Source organism: Pseudomonas sp. PAGU 2196, from assembly GCF_022179005.1.
Lineage (GTDB): Bacteria > Pseudomonadota > Gammaproteobacteria > Pseudomonadales > Pseudomonadaceae > Aquipseudomonas > Aquipseudomonas kermanshahensis.
On the sequence record NZ_BNTL01000013.1, the window covers coordinates 86,471 to 108,289 of the forward strand.

At 62.2% G+C, this 21,819-nt stretch carries 19 protein-coding genes; 12 read left to right on the forward strand and 7 right to left on the reverse strand.

Annotated elements, in window-relative coordinates:
- The first annotated feature begins 17 nt into the window (after positions 1-17).
- Entirely contained in the window at positions 18-1,205 is a 1,188-nt protein-coding gene (gene glp / locus MFF34_RS13840; protein WP_238214687.1) for a gephyrin-like molybdotransferase Glp, read from the forward strand.
- On the opposite strand, the gene MFF34_RS13845 is transcribed toward glp, so the two are convergent.
- Entirely contained in the window at positions 1,194-2,441 is a 1,248-nt protein-coding gene (locus MFF34_RS13845) for a glycosyltransferase family 4 protein (RefSeq protein ID WP_238214658.1), read from the reverse strand. The genes glp and MFF34_RS13845 overlap by 12 nt on opposite strands.
- A gap of 313 nt (positions 2,442-2,754) precedes the next feature.
- Here MFF34_RS13845 and yegS point away from each other — a divergent pair, with 313 nt between their 5' ends.
- Positions 2,755-3,642 carry a lipid kinase YegS gene (gene yegS / locus MFF34_RS13850; protein WP_238214659.1) on the forward strand — a complete coding sequence of 296 codons (888 nt, stop codon included), beginning with the start codon at positions 2,755-2,757 and terminating at the stop codon, positions 3,640-3,642.
- Here the strand turns inward: yegS and MFF34_RS13855 are convergent.
- The 3 genes from MFF34_RS13855 to MFF34_RS13865 all read right to left on the reverse strand — a co-directional run bounded on the left by MFF34_RS13855 (position 3,626) and on the right by MFF34_RS13865 (position 6,048).
- Positions 3,626-4,285 (reverse strand): response regulator transcription factor, encoded by a 660-nt coding sequence (locus tag MFF34_RS13855; protein ID WP_238214661.1) that lies wholly within the window; start codon positions 4,283-4,285, stop codon positions 3,626-3,628. The genes yegS and MFF34_RS13855 overlap by 17 nt on opposite strands.
- Positions 4,275-5,171: a sensor histidine kinase gene (locus MFF34_RS13860; protein WP_238214666.1), complete on the reverse strand. Its 897-nt coding sequence runs from the start codon at positions 5,169-5,171 to the stop codon at positions 4,275-4,277. The genes MFF34_RS13855 and MFF34_RS13860 overlap by 11 nt, the downstream gene beginning before the upstream one ends.
- Positions 5,172-5,541: 370 nt before the next feature.
- Positions 5,542-6,048, reverse strand: coding sequence for a histidine kinase (locus MFF34_RS13865; protein ID WP_238214668.1), 507 nt, complete (start codon positions 6,046-6,048; stop codon positions 5,542-5,544).
- 350 nt (positions 6,049-6,398) lie between these two features.
- Here MFF34_RS13865 and MFF34_RS13870 point away from each other — a divergent pair, with 350 nt between their 5' ends.
- Together MFF34_RS13870 and MFF34_RS13875 are read left to right on the forward strand one after the other, a co-directional pair.
- Positions 6,399-7,319 carry a chemotaxis protein gene (locus tag MFF34_RS13870; protein WP_238214670.1) on the forward strand — a complete coding sequence of 307 codons (921 nt, stop codon included), beginning with the start codon at positions 6,399-6,401 and terminating at the stop codon, positions 7,317-7,319.
- A gap of 55 nt (positions 7,320-7,374) precedes the next feature.
- Positions 7,375-8,175, forward strand: a complete 801-nt coding sequence (locus MFF34_RS13875) for an MOSC domain-containing protein (RefSeq protein ID WP_238214671.1) — start codon at positions 7,375-7,377, stop codon at positions 8,173-8,175.
- Between the two features lie 100 nt (positions 8,176-8,275).
- Here MFF34_RS13875 and MFF34_RS13880 read toward each other — a convergent pair whose 3' ends face one another.
- Positions 8,276-10,204: a transglycosylase SLT domain-containing protein gene (locus MFF34_RS13880; protein ID WP_027596633.1), complete on the reverse strand. Its 1,929-nt coding sequence runs from the start codon at positions 10,202-10,204 to the stop codon at positions 8,276-8,278.
- A 220-nt stretch (positions 10,205-10,424) separates the two neighbouring features.
- Between MFF34_RS13880 and MFF34_RS13885 the strand changes: the two genes are divergently transcribed.
- Positions 10,425-12,353, forward strand: coding sequence for an ATP-binding cassette domain-containing protein (locus MFF34_RS13885; protein ID WP_238214674.1), 1,929 nt, complete (start codon positions 10,425-10,427; stop codon positions 12,351-12,353).
- Between the two features lie 128 nt (positions 12,354-12,481).
- On the opposite strand, the gene MFF34_RS13890 is transcribed toward MFF34_RS13885, so the two are convergent.
- Positions 12,482-12,922, reverse strand: coding sequence for a universal stress protein (locus tag MFF34_RS13890; protein ID WP_099430039.1), 441 nt, complete (start codon positions 12,920-12,922; stop codon positions 12,482-12,484).
- 110 nt (positions 12,923-13,032) lie between these two features.
- Here MFF34_RS13890 and MFF34_RS13895 point away from each other — a divergent pair, with 110 nt between their 5' ends.
- The 7 genes from MFF34_RS13895 to MFF34_RS13925 all read left to right on the forward strand — a co-directional run bounded on the left by MFF34_RS13895 (position 13,033) and on the right by MFF34_RS13925 (position 21,292).
- A complete protein-coding gene (locus MFF34_RS13895; RefSeq protein WP_027596630.1) occupies positions 13,033-13,470 on the forward strand; it encodes a hypothetical protein in 438 nt (145 codons plus the stop codon).
- A 515-nt stretch (positions 13,471-13,985) separates the two neighbouring features.
- On the forward strand, positions 13,986-16,133 hold the full coding sequence (fadB, locus tag MFF34_RS13900; RefSeq protein WP_186703866.1) for a fatty acid oxidation complex subunit alpha FadB: 2,148 nt from the start codon (positions 13,986-13,988) through the stop codon (positions 16,131-16,133).
- 21 nt (positions 16,134-16,154) lie between these two features.
- Positions 16,155-17,330 (forward strand): acetyl-CoA C-acyltransferase FadA, encoded by a 1,176-nt coding sequence (fadA, locus tag MFF34_RS13905; RefSeq protein ID WP_238214676.1) that lies wholly within the window; start codon positions 16,155-16,157, stop codon positions 17,328-17,330.
- 77 nt (positions 17,331-17,407) lie between these two features.
- Positions 17,408-17,659, forward strand: a complete 252-nt coding sequence (locus MFF34_RS13910) for a DUF1653 domain-containing protein (protein WP_027596627.1) — start codon at positions 17,408-17,410, stop codon at positions 17,657-17,659.
- Between the two features lie 100 nt (positions 17,660-17,759).
- Complete coding sequence (topA, locus tag MFF34_RS13915) at positions 17,760-20,369, forward strand: type I DNA topoisomerase (protein ID WP_027596626.1); 2,610 nt, start codon at positions 17,760-17,762, stop codon at positions 20,367-20,369.
- Between the two features lie 123 nt (positions 20,370-20,492).
- On the forward strand, positions 20,493-21,008 hold the full coding sequence (locus MFF34_RS13920; RefSeq protein ID WP_027596625.1) for a DUF6586 family protein: 516 nt from the start codon (positions 20,493-20,495) through the stop codon (positions 21,006-21,008).
- 50 nt (positions 21,009-21,058) lie between these two features.
- On the forward strand, positions 21,059-21,292 hold the full coding sequence (locus MFF34_RS13925; RefSeq protein ID WP_004376430.1) for a hypothetical protein: 234 nt from the start codon (positions 21,059-21,061) through the stop codon (positions 21,290-21,292).
- Between the two features lie 50 nt (positions 21,293-21,342).
- Here MFF34_RS13925 and sulA read toward each other — a convergent pair whose 3' ends face one another.
- On the reverse strand, positions 21,343-21,819 hold the full coding sequence (gene sulA / locus MFF34_RS13930; RefSeq protein ID WP_027596624.1) for an SOS-induced cell division inhibitor SulA: 477 nt from the start codon (positions 21,817-21,819) through the stop codon (positions 21,343-21,345).

Genomic DNA, 21,819 nt, shown 5'->3' on the forward strand with positions numbered 1-21,819 from the left:
TCCAAGCCCGGCCCCTGATGCCGGTGGAAGATGCACTGGCGCGGCTGCTGGCCTTGGCAGAAGCCGCACCCATCCAGGAAACCGAAAATGTGTCGCTGGCCGACGCCGAGGGGCGCGTGCTGGCGCGTGACCTGGTGGCCTCGCTCGACCTGCCGCCCTGGCCGAACAGCGCCATGGACGGCTATGCCCTGCGCCTGGCGGATTGGCAGGGTGAGCCCTTGCCGGTGAGCCAGCGCATCTTCGCCGGCCATGCGCCGCAGCCGCTGCAGCCGGGTACCTGTGCCCGCATCTTCACCGGCGCGCCGGTCCCGGCTGGCGCTGACTGCGTCGAAATGCAGGAAAACGCCGAAGTGGCTGACGACGGCCGGGTGCGCTTCCTCGAACCGCTGAAGGTCGACCAGAACATTCGTCCGCAAGGCCAGGAAACACGCCAGGGCGAGCAGGTGATGAGCGCCGGCACACGCTTGGGCCCGATCGAGCTGGGCTTGGCCGCGACCCTTGGCCAGGCCCGTCTGGATGTGGTGCGCAAAGTGCGCGTGGCGGTGCTGTCGACCGGTGACGAGCTGATCGAGCCTGGCCTGCCCCTGGGGCCAGGGCAAATCTACAACAGCAACCGCCGCTTGCTGGTCAGCTGGCTGCAACGCTTGGGTTGTGATGTGCGGGATGCGGGGATTTTGCCCGATGACCTGGCGCGCACCCGTGAATGCCTGGCGGCATTGGGCGATGTCGACCTGATTCTGTCCACCGGTGGCGTTTCCGTGGGCGAGGCTGATTACCTGGGTGCCGCCCTGCGCGAGGCTGGCGAGTTGGCCTTGTGGAAGCTGGCGATCAAACCGGGCAAGCCGCTGACCTTCGGGCACTTTCGTGGCGTCCCGGTGATTGGTTTGCCGGGCAACCCGGCATCCACGCTGGTCACGTTCGGGTTACTGACCCGGCCGTATCTGTTGCGCCGTCAGGGCGTGGCTGATGTCACGCCGCTGCGCTTCGACATGCCAGCGGGCTTCGACTGGCCCAAGCCAGGTACGCGCCGCGAGTACCTGCGTGCACGCATCGAGCAGGGCCAGGTGCGTATCTACAAAAACCAGAGCTCTGGCGTGCTGCGCAGCGCGGCCTGGGCCGAGGGCTTGGTCGAGGTGCGTGAAGGCAGTACGCCGAAGCAGGGCGACAGTGTGCCGTTCATCCCTTTCAGCGAGCTACTTGGTTGATCGCCCAAGCCAGCCGCCCGCCAGTGGCGTGGCGCTGGCGGGCTGCACCTGGTTGAGGCGCATGTGCACGTTTTCCAATTGCTGGGCGGCGATGCTCCAATCGTGACGCTGGCGGGCGAATTGCCGGCCGGCTTCGCTCAATTGGGCCATGCGCCAAGGCTGGTTGAGCAGTTGGGTGATCAGCAGGGCCAGTTGGTCGCCATCGTCACTGCCCAGGTAGTGTTCGCCGTTGTTCACGGCCAGCCCTGATACCCCCTTGCTGGTGGTGATGACCGGCAGCCCCGCAGCCATCGCCTCAAGCAGCTTCACCTTGGACCCTCCGCCATACAGCAGCGGGGCGAAGAACAGTGCTGAGCGACGTTGCAGTTCGCGCAGGTCGGGGCGGTAGCCGACCCACTCGATGCGTGGGTCGTTCCAATGCAACTTCCAGCTGGCCGGCAGGGCGTGGCCGGCAATGGCCAGGCGCACGGCCGGGTTACTCATCCACACCTGCGGCATGATCTCTTCCAGCGCCCATTCGATGGCTTCAAGGTTCGAGCCATATTCGAAGTTGCCGACAAACAGCAGGCGCTGGCTGTGCAACGCCGGTTGCACGTGCTGGTAGAAATCGCAGTCCACGCCACTGACCACCACGTTCACCGGGCGCCCGCTGATCTGGGCGATCAGTTCAGCGTCGTGGCTGCTGACCGCCACTACTTCGCTGGGTTGGCGCAGCACCCGTTGCTCCCAGCGCCGATAGCGCCAGCGGTCGAATGCATTGAGCGGGCGCAGCCACAGCGGCAGGCGGTCATGGCAGGCGCCGCCCATCACCGATTCCAGGGTGTGCTCGCTGAGCATGAAGGGCAGCCCGCGCGCCTGCAGGGCTTTTTCGAACGGCTGGAAACTGTAGCTGTGCTCGATCTGGATGACGTCCCAGGGTTCGTCTAGCAATTGCTCGAAGCGGTGCCTCAGGCAGGGCGCCAAACCATTGATGATCGCCCGCATGGGGTAGTCGATGATCGGTGACGCCAGCAGGTTGAGTGGGCTGTGCAGGGCGCGCCTGGGCAACACGATCAGCCGTTCGACCCAGGGCTCAAGGGCGTCACGGGCCGCATCGCTCAGGGGGATCTTGGACTGCACCAACAGGGTGATCCGGTGGCCACGCTGGGCGAGTTCGCGCAGCAGGTGGTATTGCCGAGTCTTGCCGCCGCTGGTGGTCGGCCAGGGTAAGTAGGGCAGTGTCCAGAGTATGCGCATGACCCGGAACCCTCGTAACAGATCGCGGATAAAAAGACGCGCCCGTCGGCAGTCAGCCGATCACTGCTGCCGGGGCGCGTCCATGGCTGTCGGTGAAGCAGGCCTCAGGTGATAAGAGTCAATAGATTGACTCTTTGGAGGATTTATTCACCTGGGTCAAATACTTGTCAATGGTGGCTTTCCTGAGCATAGCCGCGCATTCGCGGGCGTGTAAAAAATGGGTGAAATCCGCTGTTATTGTGCTCGGCATGCAACGATCGGTGTGTGAAGGTGGTCGAGATCTGGGTTAGCTATTTTTTCATGGAGAAGCGCGATGCAAGGGCGCAAGGCAATGTTGATCCTGCACGGCAAGCAGGCGATGAACGAAGCGCTGCGCAGTGCCGTGCTGGCGCTGCGCGAGAGCGGCTGGGTGCTGGATGTGCGGGTCACCTGGGAAGCCGGGGACGCTCAGCGCTTGGTGGGCGAGGCATTGGCCGCTGGCTACACCCATATTGTCGCGGGCGGCGGCGATGGTACGTTGCGCGATGTCGCTGAAGCCATGGGCTTGGCAGCGGCCCAGGCCAGCCTGGCGCTGTTGCCCTTGGGCACCGCCAATGATTTCGCCAAGGCCGCGGGCGTGCCGCTGGAGCCGGACGCCGCACTGGCACTGCTGAACACCCCGGCGCGGCCTATCGACCTGGGCCAGGTCGGTGATCAGCTGTTCCTCAACATGGCCACCGGCGGCTTCGGCAGCCAGGTCACGGCCAACACCTCGGAGGACCTGAAAAAGGTCCTGGGCGCTGCGGCCTACCTGTTCACGGGGCTGTCGCGCTTCAGCGAGTTGCAGGCGGCCTCAGTGGAGCTGCAGGGCCCTGACTTCCACTGGCAGGGTGATCTGCTGGCGCTGGGTATTGGCAATGGCCGGCAAGCCGGCGGCGGGCAGGCACTGTGCCCGGAGGCGCTGGCAGACGATGGCCTGCTGGATGTCGCCATACTGCCAGCGCCGCAGGAAGTGGTGGGGGCGTTGCGCGACCTGCTGGCCGGGGATGGGTTGTTTGTCCGGGCCAGGCTGCCTTGGGTTGAGATCAAGAGTTCGCAGGGGCTGGACATCAACCTCGACGGTGAGCCGCTGCAGGTCGACAGCCTGCGCTTCGAGGCAAAGCCCGCCGCGTTGCAGGTGCACTTGCCGGTCGACTCGCCGTTGCTCAGTCGTCCAGGCTGATGATTTTTTCGCGCACCGCGTACAGCACCAGGCCCGCCACATCGTGAATCTGCAGGCGTTTCATGATTTGCGAACGGTGGGTTTCCACGGTTTTGATCGAGAGCCCCAAGCCACTGGCGATCTCCCGGGTGGATTTGCCCCGCACGATCAGGCGCAGGATTTCCAGCTGGCGTGCGGTCAGGTTGTGGCGGTCGCGGTTCGGTTGCTTGCGGTGCTGGGTATGCAGCAGCGCCTGGTTGATGACGGTGTGGGCGATCGCCGGGCTGAGGTAGCGCTCGCCGTTGCGCAGGGCGCTCAGGGCCTGCAACAGCTCGGTCGCGCTGGTGTCTTTGAGCAGGTAGCCATGGGCGCCGCTTTCCAGGGCCCGCATGATCAGGTCTGGGTCGGTGTGCATCGACAGGATCAGCACCTTGCAGGTGCTGCCGCTGGCGCGCAGTTGTGTCAGGGCATCGAGGCCGCTGGTCGAGCGCATGGAAATGTCCAGCAGGACGATGTCGGGTGCCAGGTTGCGCACGTGCTCAAGCAGCAGGTTGCCGTCATCGGCTTCACCGGCCACGCAGTAGCCCGGGATGTCGGAGACCAGTGCACGGACCCCGGCGCGGATCAGCGAGTGGTCGTCCACCAACAGCAGTCTACAGGTCATGGGCGGTAAAGCTCCTGGCGCGTTCCTGGGTGCGGGGCGGCCACGGGAACAGCACTTCGATCTGCGTCCCCACGCCAAGCTGGCTGGTGATGTCGAGACTCCCCTGCAAAGCCGTCACCCGTTCCTGCATGCCGGCCAAACCGCGTTGCCCTGCCTCGGCCGGGTGCCTGGCGGGAACAAAGCCGCGGCCATCGTCCTGAATGGTCAAGGCAAGCCCTGCGGGGCTGCGTTGCAGGCGGATCGACAGATTGCGCGCCTGGGCATGGCGCAGCATGTTGGTCACGGCTTCCTGGGTGATGCGAAACACCGCCATGGCGACGGCTTCGTCAATACCGCCCAGGCGTTGATTGCAGACCAGGCTCCAGTGCACATCGGTTTTTTCCAGCGTGCGCAGCAGGTGCGCGCGCAGGCTGGCCTCAAGGCCCAGGCTGGCCAGTTGCCGAGGGTTGAGCAGGGCACAGACATCGCGCACGTTGCTCAGCGCGTTGTCGAGCGTGGTGCACAGGGTGTCGCAGTGGCTGTGCAATTCATCGGGCATACGCCGTTGCAGCCATTGCAACTGAAGCTTGGCTGCAGTGAGCAGTTGCCCGATGTCGTCATGCAGTTCGCGGCCTAGATGCTGGCGCTCGCTTTCCTGCACCATCAGCATGCGCTTGGCCAGTTCCGCCGGGTGCAGGCGGATCGACCCGGCCCCCAGGCCCACGTGCAGGCCTACGCCAAGCATCGCCGCGACGTGCAGCAGTAACAAACTGGCCGGTATCGCTTGGCCGGCCATGTACAGCAGCAGGTTGGCGACCACGGAGGCCACGCACAGCACGATCGTCATCCAGCGCAGCAGGGCAGTGCGGGAGCAGCAGCGCAGAAGAATCTTCAAGCGTGGGAGCATAGATAGAAAAGCCACTGAAGTATTGCTGATGGGGGCCTTGCACAAGTCTTACCAGAGGCTTTGGCGCAGTACTTTATATGTTTTGCGGGGCACGTCCTCAATCAGCCTTGATGCCGGCTGCAGGCGGTCGCTGGCGAGCATGGTAACACTTCACACGGCGTTGGTCGCTGTTGGGCAATGCTTTGAAACCTCATGTTTACGGGCTGTTTCGGCACGTTCGTCCGACTCGAGTCAATAGCAAAGTGCCAGCCACTATTCGTCTGCCAATCATGCCGAGTGTAACTAGGGCAATAATCACGCGCGCAGTGCTGGCGACAGTTGGCGAAACTTCCAAGTTTGGCCAACACGCCCTTAGTTGCTCTTTTGTTAGTTAATGTGAAACGCGGGGGTGCGTGCCTTGGGCGGCTGTCGTGGCTGTATGCGGGTGAGTGCAGTGGCTGCCGCGCTCATCGCAGGCGGCACAGGCTTGCGGTAATGGTTGCTCGAGCACGCTGGCCAGTTCATTGAGCAATGTGATTTGTTCGCCGGTATCCAAGTTCAGCTGCCCAGTGCGCGGGTCGATCAGCTCCAGTTGCCAGGCCAGCAGGGTCAGGCAAGCGTCGGTTGCGGGCAGGGCTTCACGTTGCAGGCGCTGCTGCTGGCAGGCCGGTGCGAGCAATTGCTGCAGAACGGTGGCGTAGTGGGCAACTTCGAGCAGGTCAAGGCGGGTGGCGCGCCTCGCGAGCGTGTCGAGGGCGGTGTTCAGGCAACCGCAGGCGTCTGCGTCGTTGTCGATCAGTTCCAGGTGCTGCAGGCATTCCTGGGACTGGCTCAGCAAGACTTGCGCATCCAGCAGAAAGTCTTGCAACGCACCTTCAAACGATAAGGCACTGTCCATCAGGACGCTCGGGCGCGTTGGGCGCGGGCAAGGGGCGGGCACGGCGATACGGTAGCGAACAAAAGCCTGACTCCATTCATGCAATGAGAATGGCGTCACATTAATGGCTAATGGATATCGCGAACATCAGGTTGCACCCGATTGCATCTAAGGGTTTCCCTGATGAGAGGCCAGGGTGCAACAAGGTGCTAACGGGCACGGGCCTGCCTCGATGTGCCCGCAGTAAAGCATGATGGTAAAGTGATATCAATTACCTTCGCGGCATTTTCCCGCAAGGGTCAAGGTGCGCGTGAACCCGCCGATACAGGGTGGATGAATACACTTTTCCGACTCAAGCCTGGGGGTTTCCAATGGCTGGCATTCTCGACACAGTAGACCAACGCACGCAATTGGTGGGCGAGAACCGCCTGGAAATTCTGATGTTCCGCTTGGCAGGTCGGCAGCTGTTCGCGATCAACGTGTTCAAGGTGCAGGAAGTCCTCCAACTGCCCAAGCTGACCCTGATGCCGCAGCGCCATGCCTTTGTCTGCGGTGTGGTCAACCTGCGTGGGCAGACCCTGCCGGTGATCGACCTGTCCCAGGCGATCGGCATGCGGCCCCTGCAACCCGGGCCGGACAGCACCATCATCGTGACGGAGTACAACCGCTCGGTGCAGGCCTTCCTGGTGGGTGGCGTCGACCGCATCGTCAACATGAACTGGGAAGCGATCATGCCACCGCCGACCAGTGCCGGGCGCCAGCACTACCTGACCGCCATCACCAAGGTCGACGAGAAACTGGTCGAAGTGATCGATGTGGAGAAGGTCCTGGCGGAAATCGTGCCTTACAACGCCAAGGTCTCCGGCGAACGGCTTGCCGACCCCGTGCTGGCCCGCGCCAGAGGCCGTGAAGTATTGCTGGTGGACGATTCCAGCGTTGCCTTGGCGCAACTGCGTGACACCCTGTCGCAACTGGGCATGAAGCTGCACGTGGCCAGTGATGGCTTGAAGGCGCTGCGCCTGCTCAAAAGCTGGGCTGACGCCGGTGAGAATGTGTGCGAGAAGTTGCTGATGGTGTTCACCGACGCCGAAATGCCGGAGNNGACCACCGAGATCCGTAGCGATGCCCGCTTGCGTCAGCTCTACGTGGTGCTGCACACCTCGTTGTCGGGCAGTTTCAACGAATCCATGGTCAAGAAGGTGGGCTGCGATAACTTCCTGTCCAAGTTCCAGCCGGATCGCCTGGTCGAGGTGGTCAAGCAGCGCTTGCTGCTGGATACGGCTACTGCGTGATCCCTGGCCCTGCCGGGTATAAGCTTGGCGTTTCGAATGACGCGAGGCGGCAGGGATGTTTCTGAGTGAGTTGTATCGATACCCGGTGAAGTCGGGGCAGGCGCAAAGCCTGCAGGCTTCGCCGGTTGGCCAGTTGGGGTTACTGGGCGACCGCCGCTGGATGGTGGTGGAGGCAGAAAACGGCCGCTTCCTCACCCAGCGTGCCTGGCCACAGCTCGGCCAGCTCAGTGCGAGCGATGACGATGCTGGGCAGTTGCTGCTGGAGGCCCCAGGGCAGGTGCCGTTGCGGGTGCCTGTACCGCTTACCGACGATGACTTGCGGGGCGTGACTATTTGGCGCGACACCCTGCGGGTGCCCGATGCTGGCGAGGCGGCGGCGAACTGGCTGTCGGCGCTGCTGGGCAAGGCCGTGCGGCTGGTGTATTGCCCGGAGCAACGGGCGCGTTACCTACCCAATGGTTATGGCTTGAACAGTGACCGTGCGGCGTTTCCGGATGGTTTTCCGCTGCTGTTGATTGGCCAGGGGTCGTTGGACGAGCTCAGTCGGCGTGTTGGTCGGCCCATGGAAATGCTCCGGTTCAGGCCCAACCTGGTGGTACAGGGCGCAGAACCGTTCGCCGAGGACGGCTGGAAGCGGATCCGTATCGGCACCCTCGAGTTTCGCGTGCTCAAGCCCAGCGTGCGGTGCATTTTCACCACCATCGATCCACGGACCGGCGAACGCAGCCCGGACCGCGAGCCCATGACCACGCTCAAAACGTTCCGCGAGAAAGAAGGGGATGTGTTGTTCGGGCAGAACCTGGCGGTGGATGGCAGTGGCGTGCTGGAAGTGGGGATGAAGGTCGAAGTCCTGTAGGAGCAGCCTTGTGCTGCGAAGAGGCCGGTAAAAACACCCTGGATCCTCGGTGCTTTTACCGGCCTCTTCGCAGCGCAAGGCTGCTCCTGCAAGGGGTAGCTTACATATCGTCGAAGTAGCGCTCGTGCCAATCCACCAGCGGCTGCGGCGAGTTGAGCTTCTGCCCGTAGATCACCGAATACGACAGCACGTTCTGTACGTACTGGCGCGTCTCGTCGAACGGGATCGATTCCACCCACACATCGAAGCTCAGGTGTTTGGCGCCCTTGAGCCACTGGCGTACCCGCCCGGGGCCGGCGTTATAGGCCGCCGAAGCGAGTACCCGGTTGCCATTGAACTGGCTGTGCACCTGGCTCAGGTACGCGGCCCCCAGCTGAATGTTCTTGTCGGGGTTGAACACCTGCGCCGGCGAGGCTAGCGGGATGCTGAACTTGCGCGCGGTTTCCTTGGCGGTGGCCGGCATCAACTGCATCAAGCCGCTGGCACCCACGCTGGAGCGCGCATCTTCCATGAAGGCACTTTCCTGACGGGTAATGGCGAACACCCAGCTTGAATGCAGGCCGCGGACCTTGGCCTCGCGCACCAGGGTGTCGCGGTGGGCCATCGGGAAGCGGATGTCCAGGTCATCCCAGTACTGGGCTTGGCTGATGGTCCGAATGGCCGGGAAGTACCAGCGCAGTTCATAGGCCAGGCGTGCCTGGGCGACCATCTCGTCACGGGTGAAGTGGCGGCTGACGTGGTACCACTCGCGGCGCCCTTCGACGATCTGCCCGCGGGCATGGAATTCCAGTGCACGTTGAATGCCCGGGGTATTGCGCACCTTAGTGACCAACTGCTGGCTCAGCACCAGGGGCTTGTTGTTCAGCTGGTAGGGGGTTTGTGCGCGGTCGGCAGCGAGGAAACCATAGAAGTCACGCTCGCGCGCCACGGTCTTGTACAGCAGTGGAATTTGCGGGTTGTTCGGTTGGGCCAGTTCGAGGCTGCGTGCCTGCCAGTACTTCCAGCGGTTGCTGCTGGCCAGGTCCTGGGGCAGGCGCTTGGTCAGCTCGTAGGCATCTTCCCAGCGGCCCAGGCGCAGCAACAGGCGCAGGCGCCATTCGCTGACGGTGTTGTCGCGCAGCTCGGGGTCGTAGCGGGTCATCAGGTCGAGCGCGCGTGGGTCGTAGCGGCGCGCCAGGGTCAGGCCGATCTCGCGGGCGATGGCCACCTTCTCGTCGCGGGAGAAGTGCATGCGCTGGGCATAGTCGTCGAGCAGGGCCATGGCCCGCTCCGGGTCCTGCCGGGCCAGTCGGCGCAAGCCGAGGCTGACCACGTCGGACATGGCCTCGTTGACCGGGGTGAAGCGCGACGGTTGGTTGAGCAGCTCGGGCTTCTGGGCCACATCGATCAGCAGGCGCCCTTGCGGGCCGAGGGTGGTCAGGGTTTTGACCAGGTTGTTGGCCAGGCCGTAGTTGCGCGCCTGGGCCGCCAGCTTGGTGCGGTTCCAGCGCTTGGCCTCGGTCAACTGGCCCTCGGCGGCCCACATGCCGAACAGCGTGTCACAGGCCGCCGGTTGCGACTTGCCGACATTCCACAGTTTATCGGCCGTGGCATAGCCTTCGGCGCGCAGGCCGTGGCTGAGCTGGTACTGGCCGTTGAGGCAGTCCAGTTCGGTGAAATTGAGCTTGGGATCGTAATACTTGACGAAGGTGTTCCATTCGCCGCGCTCGGCCAGCCAGCGCAACCAGCGCAGTTTCATCCAGTTGGCCTGCGGCAGGTCGCCGTGTTTGGCCAGGAACCCTTCGATTTCTTCGTTGCTGGCGCTCTTCAGGCGTGCGGTCAGCTCGTCGTAAGTCAGGTAGGGCGTCAGCGGGTAATCACGCAATTGCTGGGCATAGCGCAGGTACGGGCCTTTGTCGCCCTTGGCCAGGGCGCGCTTGGCCTCGTCGTAGTACTGGCGCTGTTGAGTGAGGTCGAGGGCCTGCGCCGCGCTGGCGGTGGCGGCGGTAAGCAGCAAGCAGGATGCAATCTGTAACAGGCGGCTGCGCATGATACGTCCGGGCAGTTGAACCATGGGGAAGTGACGGCGAAGCCAGCACTGTTGGAAGCTATGCCTTAGCTTAGCCGTTTGCCGGCGGCAGATGAAAGCACAGCGCTTGTATCAAGACATTATGTTCGACCAGATGTCGTAAAGCCCTCACCGGGTGGTCAACTTAATGCCGTGGGGGCCCAAGTCAGGTAGAATGCGCGCCCGATTTATGGAGACCAACATGACCCTGCTCAAATTCAGCGATGTGTCCCTCGCATTCGGCGCCATGCCGCTGCTGGACAAAGTGTCCTGGCAGATCGCTCGTGGCGAGCGGGTGTGCATCATCGGCCGCAACGGCACCGGCAAGTCGAGCATGCTGCGCCTGGTCAAGGGCGAGCAGAAGGGCGACGACGGCGAGATCTGGCGCGCTCCGGGCCTGAAGATCGGCGAGCTGCCGCAGGAATTGCCGCGGGCCGACGAGCGCAGCGTGTTCGATGTGGTGGCCGAGGGCCTTGATGGCGTTGGCGCGTTGCTGGCCGAGTTCCATCACCTGAGCCAGAACATCCAGGGCGACGAAGACCTGGAAAAACTCATGCACGTTCAGCACGAACTCGAAGCCCGTGACGGCTGGCGCCTGCAGCAGGTGGTGGAAAGCACCCTGAGCCGTCTGCAGCTGCCTGCCGACAAGACCCTGGCCGAGCTGTCCGGTGGCTGGCGCCGCCGCGTGCTGCTGGCCCAGGCGCTGGTGTCGGAGCCTGACCTGCTGCTGCTCGACGAGCCGACCAACCACTTGGACATCGGTGCGATCGCCTGGCTTGAAGAGGCGCTGCGCGGGTTCAATGGCGCGGTACTGTTCATCACCCACGACCGGTCCTTCCTGCAGAACCTGGCCACTCGCATTCTCGAACTGGACCGCGGCGGGCTGATCGACTGGAACGGCGATTACGCCAGCTTCCTGGTGCACAAAGAAGCCGCCCTGGCAGCCGAGGAAACCGCCAACGCGCTGTTCGACAAGCGCCTGGCCCAGGAAGAAGTGTGGATCCGCCAGGGCATCAAGGCCCGGCGTACCCGTAACGAAGGGCGCGTACGTGCCCTCAAGGCCTTGCGCGTCGAGCGCGGCGAGCGCCGTGAGCGTCAGGGCAAGGCGAACATTCAGATCGAGGCGGCGGACAAGTCCGGCAAGCAGGTCATGGTGCTGGAAAATATCAGCTTCGCCCATGCCGACGGCCCGATGCTGGTCAAGGACTTCTCCATGGTCCTGCAGCGTCAGGACCGTATCGGCCTGCTGGGCGCCAACGGTACCGGCAAGACCACCTTGCTCAAGATGATGCTCGGTGACCTGGAGCCTATCTCGGGCAAGGTCGAGCGTGGCACCAAGCTGGAAGTGGCCTACTTCGACCAGATGCGCCATCAGCTCGATCTGGAAAAGACCGTGATCGACAACCTGGCCGAAGGCCGCGATTTTATCGAGATCGATGGCCAGAACCGCCACGTGCTCAGCTACCTGGGCGACTTCCTGTTCAGCCCCCAGCGTGCCCGTACGCCGGTCAAGGCGCTGTCGGGTGGTGAGCGTGCGCGCCTGCTGCTGGCCAAACTGTTCAGCAAACCGGCCAACCTGCTGGTGCTCGACGAACCGACCAACGACCTGGACGTGGAAACCCTCGAGCTACTCGAAGAGGTGCTGTCCAACTACAAGGGTACCGTGCTGATGGTCAGCCACGACCGGGCCTTCCTCGATAACGTCGTCACCAGCACCCTGGTGTTCGAAGGCGAGGGCAAGGTACGCGAGTATGTGGGTGGCTATGAGGACTGGATCCGTCAGGGCGGTTCGCCGAAGCTGCTGGGCGTGACCGAAAGCAAGGGCGGCAAGTCCGAGCTCAACAGCGCGGTGGTGGAGAAGCAGGACGTGCAAGCCGCACCTGCGCCCGCAGCAGCCGTGGCCGACGGCTCGAAGAAGAAACTCAGCTACAAACTGCAGCGTGAGCTGGAGATGTTGCCTGGGCAGATCGATGCGATCGAACAGCGCATGGCCGAGGCGCAGGAAGAAGTGAATGCGGCGGGCTTCTATCAGCGGCCAATCGCCGAGACTTCGGCGGTGCTGGCACAGATCGAGAAGCTGCAAGGCGAGCTGGATGTGCTGGTAGAGCGCTGGGCTGAGCTGGAAGGCTGAGCAGCGGTTAACCTGAGCCGGCCTCTTCGCGGGGCAAGCCCGCTCCCACAGGATTGCCACATACCTCAAGGCCTGTGGCGTACCTGTGGGAGCGGGCTTGCCCCGCGAAGAGGTCGGTACAGGTTAAATCATTCCTTCTTCTGTAGCCGCACCGCCAGCACGTCACATGGCGCGCCATGCAGCACGTCGTTGGCAGTGGAGCCCAGCAGCAAAGCCAGGCCATGTCGGCCATGGCTGCCGACCACGATCAGGTCGCACTTCTGGTCCTTGGCCAGTTGGTGGATTTCCTGGCGTGGCTGGCCGTAGGTCAGGTGGGAATCACCGCGGTTGATGTCCGGGTATTTGTTGAACAAGCGGTCCATGCGCTCCTTGGCCTGGTCGAACTGCTGCTGTTGCAGCTGCGACAGGTCCATGGGCACGTCACCCCCAAATGCCATGGCCATCGGTTCGACGATGTGCACCAGCGAGACCTTGGCGTTGTAGGGCGCGGCCAGCGCCATGGCGCGCTTGATCACCGGGTCGCATTCCTCGGTCAGGTCGACGGCGACCAGAAGATGTTCGTAGGACATGAGCGGTACTCCTGACAATCGCGATAGAAGAAGTATGGTCGCTTTCGGGCGGGTCTTCCGTGAAAAATGGCTAACCAGCTCATTTGCAACGCTTTATGGGGTCTACTGATATGACGGTATTGCTGGTGGTGTCAATCCTTGCGCTGATTCTTAGCCCGCTTTCCTGGTTGCGCACGTCGCGCAAGCAGGGCGAGCAGATGAACCTGCGCCTGGAAGCGCGGCGCATGGGCCTGGCCATGCAGCTAGCGCCCCAGCAATGGCCGCACTGGCTGGAAAAGGAGCCGCCAAGCCCCTGCCCGCAGTACCACCGTGGGCGGCGCAAGGGGCGCGAGGACAGCTTCTGCTACTGGCAGGTCACGCCAGGCGTGTGGTGGAACCAATGGCGCGAGCCGTGTGAGGACCCGCGCCTTGCCGAGGCTTTTGCGCGCTTGCCGGCCAGTGTCTACAAGGTTGAAGCCGACCCCCGCATGATCGCTTTGTACTGGACCGAGCGGGGCGATAAATCTGTATTGCAGGATATTGCGCACGTCCTCGAAACCCTCGCCTGACCCCTCGGCAATTAAAAAGCGGCGTTAAACGACAAAGCGGCGGCTTGGCAGAGCCCCTGAAGGGGTGGGGTGCCAAGTCGCCGCTTTGCGTTCTGCTGCGCAGAAAAGGCCAGGCAGGCCGGGAATGCTTGAAGCCATTGGCAGTGTAGCCGGCTGCCAGCAATCTGCTGGAAAAAATCTTCACTTGGCAGGCACGTGCCTGTTTTCCCATCGTCAATTGCTGACATGAATGTGCAGCGATCACTGACGTCATGCTTTGTACCCAGACCCTACAAAATGACCGGAAAGTCGTGTTTTCACTCAGTGCGTGAGCATTTGACAACGCTGATCTTTTCGGAGAATGTGTGCACACCCAAATCAAACGGGCGTATGAATTGAGCGTTTGTATGTCACACGGCTCGTTCATAGTCCCGACTAGCGCGCTGACGGGTGTGCCTGGGGCAGGGCGGCATGGCCTGCCTGATGCAGCAGCGACCGGCGTGTACAGTTAGCTTCCATATCGTGGAGATCAGTTGATGATTTACGAAGGTAAAGCCATCACGGTTAAGGCTCTTGAAAGTGGCATCGTCGAACTCAAGTTCGATCTCAAGGGTGAGTCCGTCAACAAATTCAATCGCCTGACCCTGAACGAGCTTCGCGAAGCGGTCGATGCCATCAAGGCCGACGCTTCGGTCAAGGGCGTAATCGTCAGCAGCGGCAAGGACGTGTTCATCGTCGGCGCCGACATCACCGAGTTCGTCGACAACTTCAAGCTGCCCGAGGCCGAGCTGGTAGCCGGCAGCCTGGAAGCCAACCGCATCTTCAATGCCTTCGAAGACCTCGAAGTGCCGACTGTTGCCGCCATCAATGGCATTGCCCTGGGCGGTGGCCTGGAAATGTGCCTGGCGGCCGATTACCGGGTCATGGCCAGCACTGCCAAGATTGGCCTGCCTGAAGTCAAACTGGGCATCTACCCAGGCTTCGGCGGTACCGTGCGCCTGCCGCGACTGATCGGTTCGGACAACGCGGTCGAGTGGATTGCCGCCGGCAAGGAAAACCGTGCCGAAGACGCCCTCAAGGTCGGTGCCGTCGACGCCGTAGTCGCCCCTGAGCTGCTGCAAGCCGGTGCATTGGACCTGATCAAGCGCGCCATCAGTGGCGAGCTGGACTACAAGGCCAAGCGCCAGCCGAAACTGGAAAAGCTCAAGCTCAATGCCATCGAGCAGATGATGGCGTTCGAGACGGCCAAAGGCTTTGTCGCAGGCCAGGCTGGGCCGAATTACCCAGCGCCGGTCGAAGCCATCAAGACCATTCAGAAGGCCGCCAACTTCGGCCGTGACAAGGCCTTGGAAATCGAAGCCGCAGGCTTTGCCAAGCTGGCCAAGACGTCGGTTGCTCAGAGTCTGATCGGCTTGTTCCTGAACGATCAGGAGCTCAAGCGCAAGGCCAAGGCCCATGACGAGATCGCCCGTGACGTGAAGCAGGCTGCCGTGCTCGGCGCCGGCATCATGGGTGGCGGCATCGCCTACCAGTCGGCAGTCAAGGGCACGCCGATCCTGATGAAGGACATCCGCGAAGACGCCATTCAGCTGGGCCTTAATGAAGCCTCCAAGCTGCTGGGCAATCGCGTTGAAAAAGGCCGCCTGACCCCCGCCAAGATGGCTGAAGCGCTCAACGCCATCCGCCCGACCCTGTCCTACGGCGATTTCGCCCACGTCGACATCGTCGTCGAGGCCGTGGTCGAGAACCCGAAGGTCAAGCAAGCCGTGTTGGCAGAAGTCGAAGGCCAGGTGAAAGAGGATGCCATCCTCGCCTCCAACACCTCGACCATCTCGATCAACCTGCTGGCCAAAGCGCTCAAGCGCCCAGAAAACTTCGTCGGCATGCACTTCTTCAACCCGGTGCACATGATGCCGCTGGTCGAAGTCATCCGCGGCGAGAAGTCCAGCGAAGTGGCGGTTGCCACCACCGTGGCGTATGCCAAGAAAATGGGCAAGAACCCAATCGTGGTCAACGACTGCCCGGGCTTCCTGGTCAACCGCGTGCTGTTCCCGTACTTCGGCGGTTTCGCCAAGCTGGTCAGCGCTGGCGTCGACTTCGTGCGCATCGACAAGGTCATGGAGAAGTTCGGCTGGCCCATGGGCCCTGCCTACCTGATGGACGTGGTCGGCATCGACACCGGCCACCATGGCCGCGACGTCATGGCCGAAGGCTTCCCGGACCGCATGAAGGACGAGCGCCGTTCGGCGGTAGACGCCCTGTACGAGGCCAACCGCCTGGGTCAGAAGAACGGCAAGGGCTTCTACGCCTACGAGACCGACAAGCGTGGCAAGCCGAAGAAGGTGTTCGACGCCGCCGTGCTCGACGTGCTCAAGCCGATTGTGTTCGAGCAGCGTGAAGTCACTGACGAAGACATCATCAACTGGATGATGGTCCCGCTGTGCCTGGAGACCGTGCGTTGCCTGGAAGACGGCATCGTCGAAACCGCTGCCGAAGCCGACATGGGCCTGGTCTACGGCATTGGTTTCCCTCCCTTCCGTGGCGGTGCATTGCGCTACATCGACGCGATCGGTGTCGCCGAATTCGTCGCCCTGGCCGATCAGTACGCTGACCTGGGGCCGCTGTACCACCCGACCGCGAAGCTGCGCGAAATGGCCAAAAATGGCCAGCGCTTCTTCAACTGAGCGTAGAGCGAGAGATTTGATATGAGCCTGAATCCAAGAGACGTGGTGATTGTCGACTTCGGTCGCACGCCAATGGGCCGCTCCAAGGGTGGCATGCACCGCAACACCCGCGCCGAAGACATGTCTGCGCACCTGATCACCAAACTGCTGGAACGCAACGGCAAGGTCGACCCAAAAGAAGTCGAGGACGTGATCTGGGGCTGCGTCAACCAGACCCTCGAGCAGGGCTGGAACATTGCCCGCATGGCGTCGCTGATGACGCCGATCCCGCACACCTCGGCGGCGCAGACCGTCAGCCGCCTGTGCGGCTCGTCGATGAGTGCGCTGCACACCGCCGCCCAAGCGATCATGACCGGCAATGGCGATGTGTTCGTGGTTGGCGGCGTCGAGCACATGGGCCACGTCAGCATGATGCATGGCGTTGACCCTAACCCGCACCTGTCCTTGCACGCTGCCAAGGCTTCCGGGATGATGGGCCTGACTGCAGAGATGCTCGGCAAAATGCACGGCATCAGCCGTGAACAGCAGGATCTGTTCGGCCTGCGTTCGCACCAGCTCGCTCACAAGGCGACGGTCGAAGGCAAGTTCAAGGACGAGATCATCCCGATGCAGGGCTATGGCGAGAATGGCTTCCTGAAGGTCTTCGATTTCGACGAGACCATTCGCCCGGAAACCACCCTCGAAGGGCTGGCGTCGCTGAAGCCTGCGTTCAACCCGAAAGGTGGTACCGTCACCGCGGGTACCTCGTCGCAGATCACTGACGGTGCTTCGTGCATGATCGTCATGTCTGGCCAGCGCGCCATGGACCTGGGCATCCAGCCACTGGCGGTGATTCGCGCCATGGCCGTGGCCGGAGTCGACCCGGCAATCATGGGCTACGGCCCGGTGCCATCGACCCAGAAAGCCCTCAAGCGTGCCGGCCTGAGCATGGCCGATATCGACTTCATCGAGCTCAACGAAGCCTTCGCCGCACAAGCCTTGCCTGTGCTGAAAGACTTGAAAGTGCTCGACAAGATGGATGAGAAGGTTAACCTGCACGGCGGCGCCATTGCTTTAGGCCACCCGTTTGGTTGCTCGGGTGCACGTATTTCCGGCACCCTGCTCAACGTCATGAAGCAGAATGGCGGTACTCTGGGGGTGGCGACCATGTGCGTCGGCCTCGGCCAGGGCATCACCACTGTCTTCGAACGCGTCTGATCGCGTCGCGGGACAGCAGCCGGGGCCTTGTGCCCCGGTTTTGTTTTTTACAGGTTTTATTAAAAAGGGTGAGCGACATGCAGATACAGCCAGGCGTATACCGGCACTACAAGGGGCCTGAGTACCGTGTCTTCAGTGTTGCGCAGCACTCCGAAACTGAAGAGTGGATGGTCTTCTACCAATGCCTGTATGGTGAATACGGGTTCTGGGTACGGCCTCTTTCGATGTTCCAGGAGTCCGTCGAGGTTGACGGCGAGCAGGTGCCACGCTTTGCTTTGGTCAAGGCCGAAGAAGGGTTGCCTGGGCTGCTGGCCAAGTCGCACGAGTGATCGACCGCGCTTGACCTCACTGTTTTGCCACTATATATAGCGGTGCCGCGTCTGGCACCTGACGCGTTTTTCATCTTCAGATTCAGGAATACTCCGATCCATGGGCAAATCGCTGGTCATTGTGGAATCCCCGGCCAAGGCCAAGACCATCAACAAGTACCTGGGCAACCAGTACGTGGTGAAGTCGAGTATCGGCCATATCCGAGACCTCCCCACCAGCGGTTCGGCCAGCGCTAGCAAAGAGCCGGCCGCCAAGCGTGGTAAGGCTGCGGGTGAGGCGCCGGCCCTTTCGCCGAAAGAAAAGGCACGCCGCCAGCTGGTGGCACGCATGGGGGTCGACCCCGACCACGGCTGGAAGGCCAAGTACGAGATCCTGCCTGGCAAGGAAAAGGTGATCGAAGAGCTGCGCCGCCTGGCCAAGGATGCTGACACCATCTACCTCGCAACCGACTTGGACCGCGAAGGGGAGGCCATTGCATGGCACCTGCGCGAAGCCATCGGTGGTGACGACACCCGCTACAAGCGCGTGGTGTTCAACGAAATTACCAAGAAGGCCATTCAAGAGGCCTTCTCGCAACCGGGCGAGCTGGACATCGACCGCGTCAACGCCCAGCAGGCGCGGCGCTTCCTTGATCGCGTGGTGGGTTACATGGTTTCGCCACTGCTGTGGGCCAAGATCGCCCGTGGCCTGTCCGCAGGCCGTGTACAGTCGGTCGCGGTGAAGCTGGTGGTCGAGCGCGAGCGCGAGATCCGTGCCTTCATCCCCGAAGAGTACTGGGAGATCCACGCCGACTTGGGCACCGCCAAGAACGCTAAGGTGCGTTTCGAAGTGGCGCGCGAGAAAGGCGAGGCCTTCAAGCCGCTCAACGAAGCACAGGCCATGGCAGCGCTGGAGAAGCTCAAGGCTTCCAGCTACAGCGTGGTCAAGCGTGAAGACCGCCCGACCAGCAGCAAGCCCTCGGCGCCGTTCATCACGTCCACCTTGCAGCAGGCCGCGAGCAACCGCCTGGGCTTTGGTGTGAAGAAAACCATGATGATGGCCCAGCGTCTGTACGAAGCGGGTTACATCACCTACATGCGTACCGACTCCACCAACCTGTCGGCCGATGCCCTGGACATGGCGCGCAGCTACATCGAGCGCGAATTCGGCAAGCAGTACCTGCCGGAAAACCCGCTGGTGTATGGCAGCAAGGAAGGCGCCCAGGAGGCGCACGAAGCGATTCGTCCTTCTGACGTCAACACCCATCCGACCAAGCTCAGCGGCATGGAGCGCGATGCAGAGCGCCTGTACGAGCTGATCTGGCGCCAATTCCTCGCCTGCCAGATGCCGCCGGCGCAGTACCTGTCCACCAGCGTCACTGTGGCGGCTGGCGACTTCGAGCTGCGTGCCAAGGGCCGTATCCTCAAGTTCGACGGTTACACCCGCGTGCTGCCGCAACAGAGCAAGCCTGGCGAAGACGATGTGCTGCCGGAAATGGTCCAGGGTGAAGCGCTCAAGCTGATCCAGATCGACCCGAGCCAGCACTTCACCAAGCCGCCAGCGCGTTTCACTGAAGCCAGCCTGGTCAAGGAAATGGAAAAGCGCGGCATCGGTCGCCCGTCGACCTACGCGGCGATCATCTCGACCATCCAGGACCGTGGCTATGTGACGTTGCACAACCGCCGCTTCTATTCCGAGAAGATGGGCGACATCGTCACCGAGCGCCTGTCCGAGAGCTTCTCCAACCTGATGGACTACGGCTTCACCGCCGGCATGGAAGAGAACCTCGACGACGTGGCCCAGGGCGAGCGTGACTGGAAGAACGTGCTCGACGAGTTCTACGGCGACTTCAGCAAAAAGCTGCAGACGGCCGAGTCGGCCGAAAACGGCATGCGTGCCAATCAGCCGACCATGACCAACATTCCGTGCAAGGAATGTGGCCGCCCGATGATGATTCGCACCGCTTCCACCGGCGTGTTCCTCGGCTGCTCGGGCTACAGCCTGCCGCCCAAGGAACGTTGCAAGGCAACCGTCAACCTGGTGCCAGGTGACGAGATTGCCGCGGATGACGAGGGTGAATCGGAATCCCGCGTGCTGTTGGGCAAGCACCGTTGCCCGATCTGCGCCACGGCGATGGACGCTTACCTGCTGGACGAGAAGCACAAGCTGCACATCTGCGGTAACAACCCGGATTGCGCCGGCTACGAGATCGAAGAGGGCAGCTACCGCATCAAGGGCTACGAAGGGCCGAGCCTGGAGTGCGACAAGTGTGGCAGCGAGATGCAGCTCAAGACTGGCCGTTTCGGCAAGTTCTTCGGTTGCACCAACCCTGCGTGCAAGAACACCCGCAAGCTGCTCAAAAGCGGTGAGGCGGCGCCACCGAAGATGGACAAGGTGGAAATGCCAGAGCTGAAGTGCGAGAAGGTCGATGACACCTATGTGTTGCGCGACGGTGCTTCGGGGTTGTTCCTGGCGGCCAGCCAGTTCCCGAAAAACCGCGAGACCCGTGCGCCGCTGGTGCTGGAGATCGTCCCGCACAAGCATGAGATCGATCCGAAGTACCACTTCCTCTGCGATGCCCCGCAGAAGGACCCGGAAGGCCGCCCAGCGGTGATTCGCTACAGCCGCAAGACCAAGGAGCAGTACGTGCAGTCCGAGGTCGATGGCAAGCCGACGGGGTGGAAGGCGTTCTACGACGGCAATGCGTGGAAGGTTGAAGACAAGCGCTGATTGGCGTTGAACTGGGGCCGCTTTGCGGCCCCAGTTGTTTATGCGACATTCAGCTTGCGGCCAGCCAGGCCATCCCTGAAACTGATCCTAATCGCTTACCAGCCTTTAGGGAGGTCACTCGAGATGGCCCAGGAACTCTACACCCGCACCAACCAGAAACTGTTCTTCGCCGGCCTCGCGCTCGAGTCCATGGCCAAAGCCGAACAGGGCCAAGCCATGAACGCTCAGGGCCTGGTCCAGGCCGAACGCGAATCGGCGCTGTTCCACTTGTACGGCGCGCTTCTGGGCCTGTGCCATGAAATTGGTGGCTACTACCGCCTGCCAACAGCGTCGAGTGTCGAGCAACTGCTTGAAGGCGATGCGCTGAATGGCATCGCTATCCCCGAGGTGGCCGAGCTGCTGGAATTGGCCCGTCAGCGCGAAACCTGGCTGGCGCAAATGCTGAGTGCTTATGCCGATTTGTTCCGACCACCGGTCGCGAAAAAAACGCCTAAAACCGATGTCACCCAGCCGCTGATTCAGGCCGTCAACCTCGACGAACCCGAGCAGCCTGCGCTGTCGCGAGAAGAACTGGAAAGCTGGCGCAGCAACCTTAAAAGCTTGGTGAGACGTTTCCGTGACGCGTTGAGTGAGTGCTGATAGCCGCTGCGGCTGATACAATGTTGGCCTTTCGTGGAGAACAGCCTTTTATGTCTACGTCTTTTCTGGAAATTGTCGAGTTGCCTGATGGCCGGATCGAACTGCGTCGTGCGGAGGATGAGGGCTCTCTGGTAACCCTGGATTTCTCGGAAGACGCCAAAGCGTTCCTGCAGGGTCAGCATGTAGAAGTGGCCAAGGCCATGCTCAGTGTCGGCGTGCAGATGGCCGGTCGCCTGATGGACGGCGAGCTCGAACGCGACGAAGGCCCTCGCGTTCTGCATTGATCGCGTTGCGTGGTATCAGTGCTTTTGAAGTAACAGGCAAAGCCTGAACATCAGCCGAGGCGGATGTTCAGGCTTTGTGCGTTTCCGGTGCTGGCTGAACGCAGCAGCAGTTGACGTGCACTGGCATTGACGCTGCCAAGCCAGCTGACCACGGTGTGGCTGCGGCCAAGACGCAGCGCTTCGCAGGTCAGTTGCAGCGGGCTCTGATTGCCACGAGGGTGCAGCAGCAGGATGCGTTCGCGGTTGAGGCCGGCATCGCGTAACCAGGCCTGGGTCAGGCTCGAGGGTGGGGCGATCAGGGTCAGCCAGCGGGCGTCTTCCTCTTCGCTCAGTTCGCGCAGGACCGGGGCCAACAGGCTCTGGCAATGCTCGGCAGCGCCGCGCAGTGACAGCTCGCTGAACAGCTCGGGGTGGCTGCTCTTGCGCGTCTGCTCGCTGGCCTTCAGGCCCGGCAGAATGGGCTGGGCAAGGAATGCTTCGAACAATGGCAACTGGGCTTGCTCGGGTGCGTGAATGAACTGCTGCAT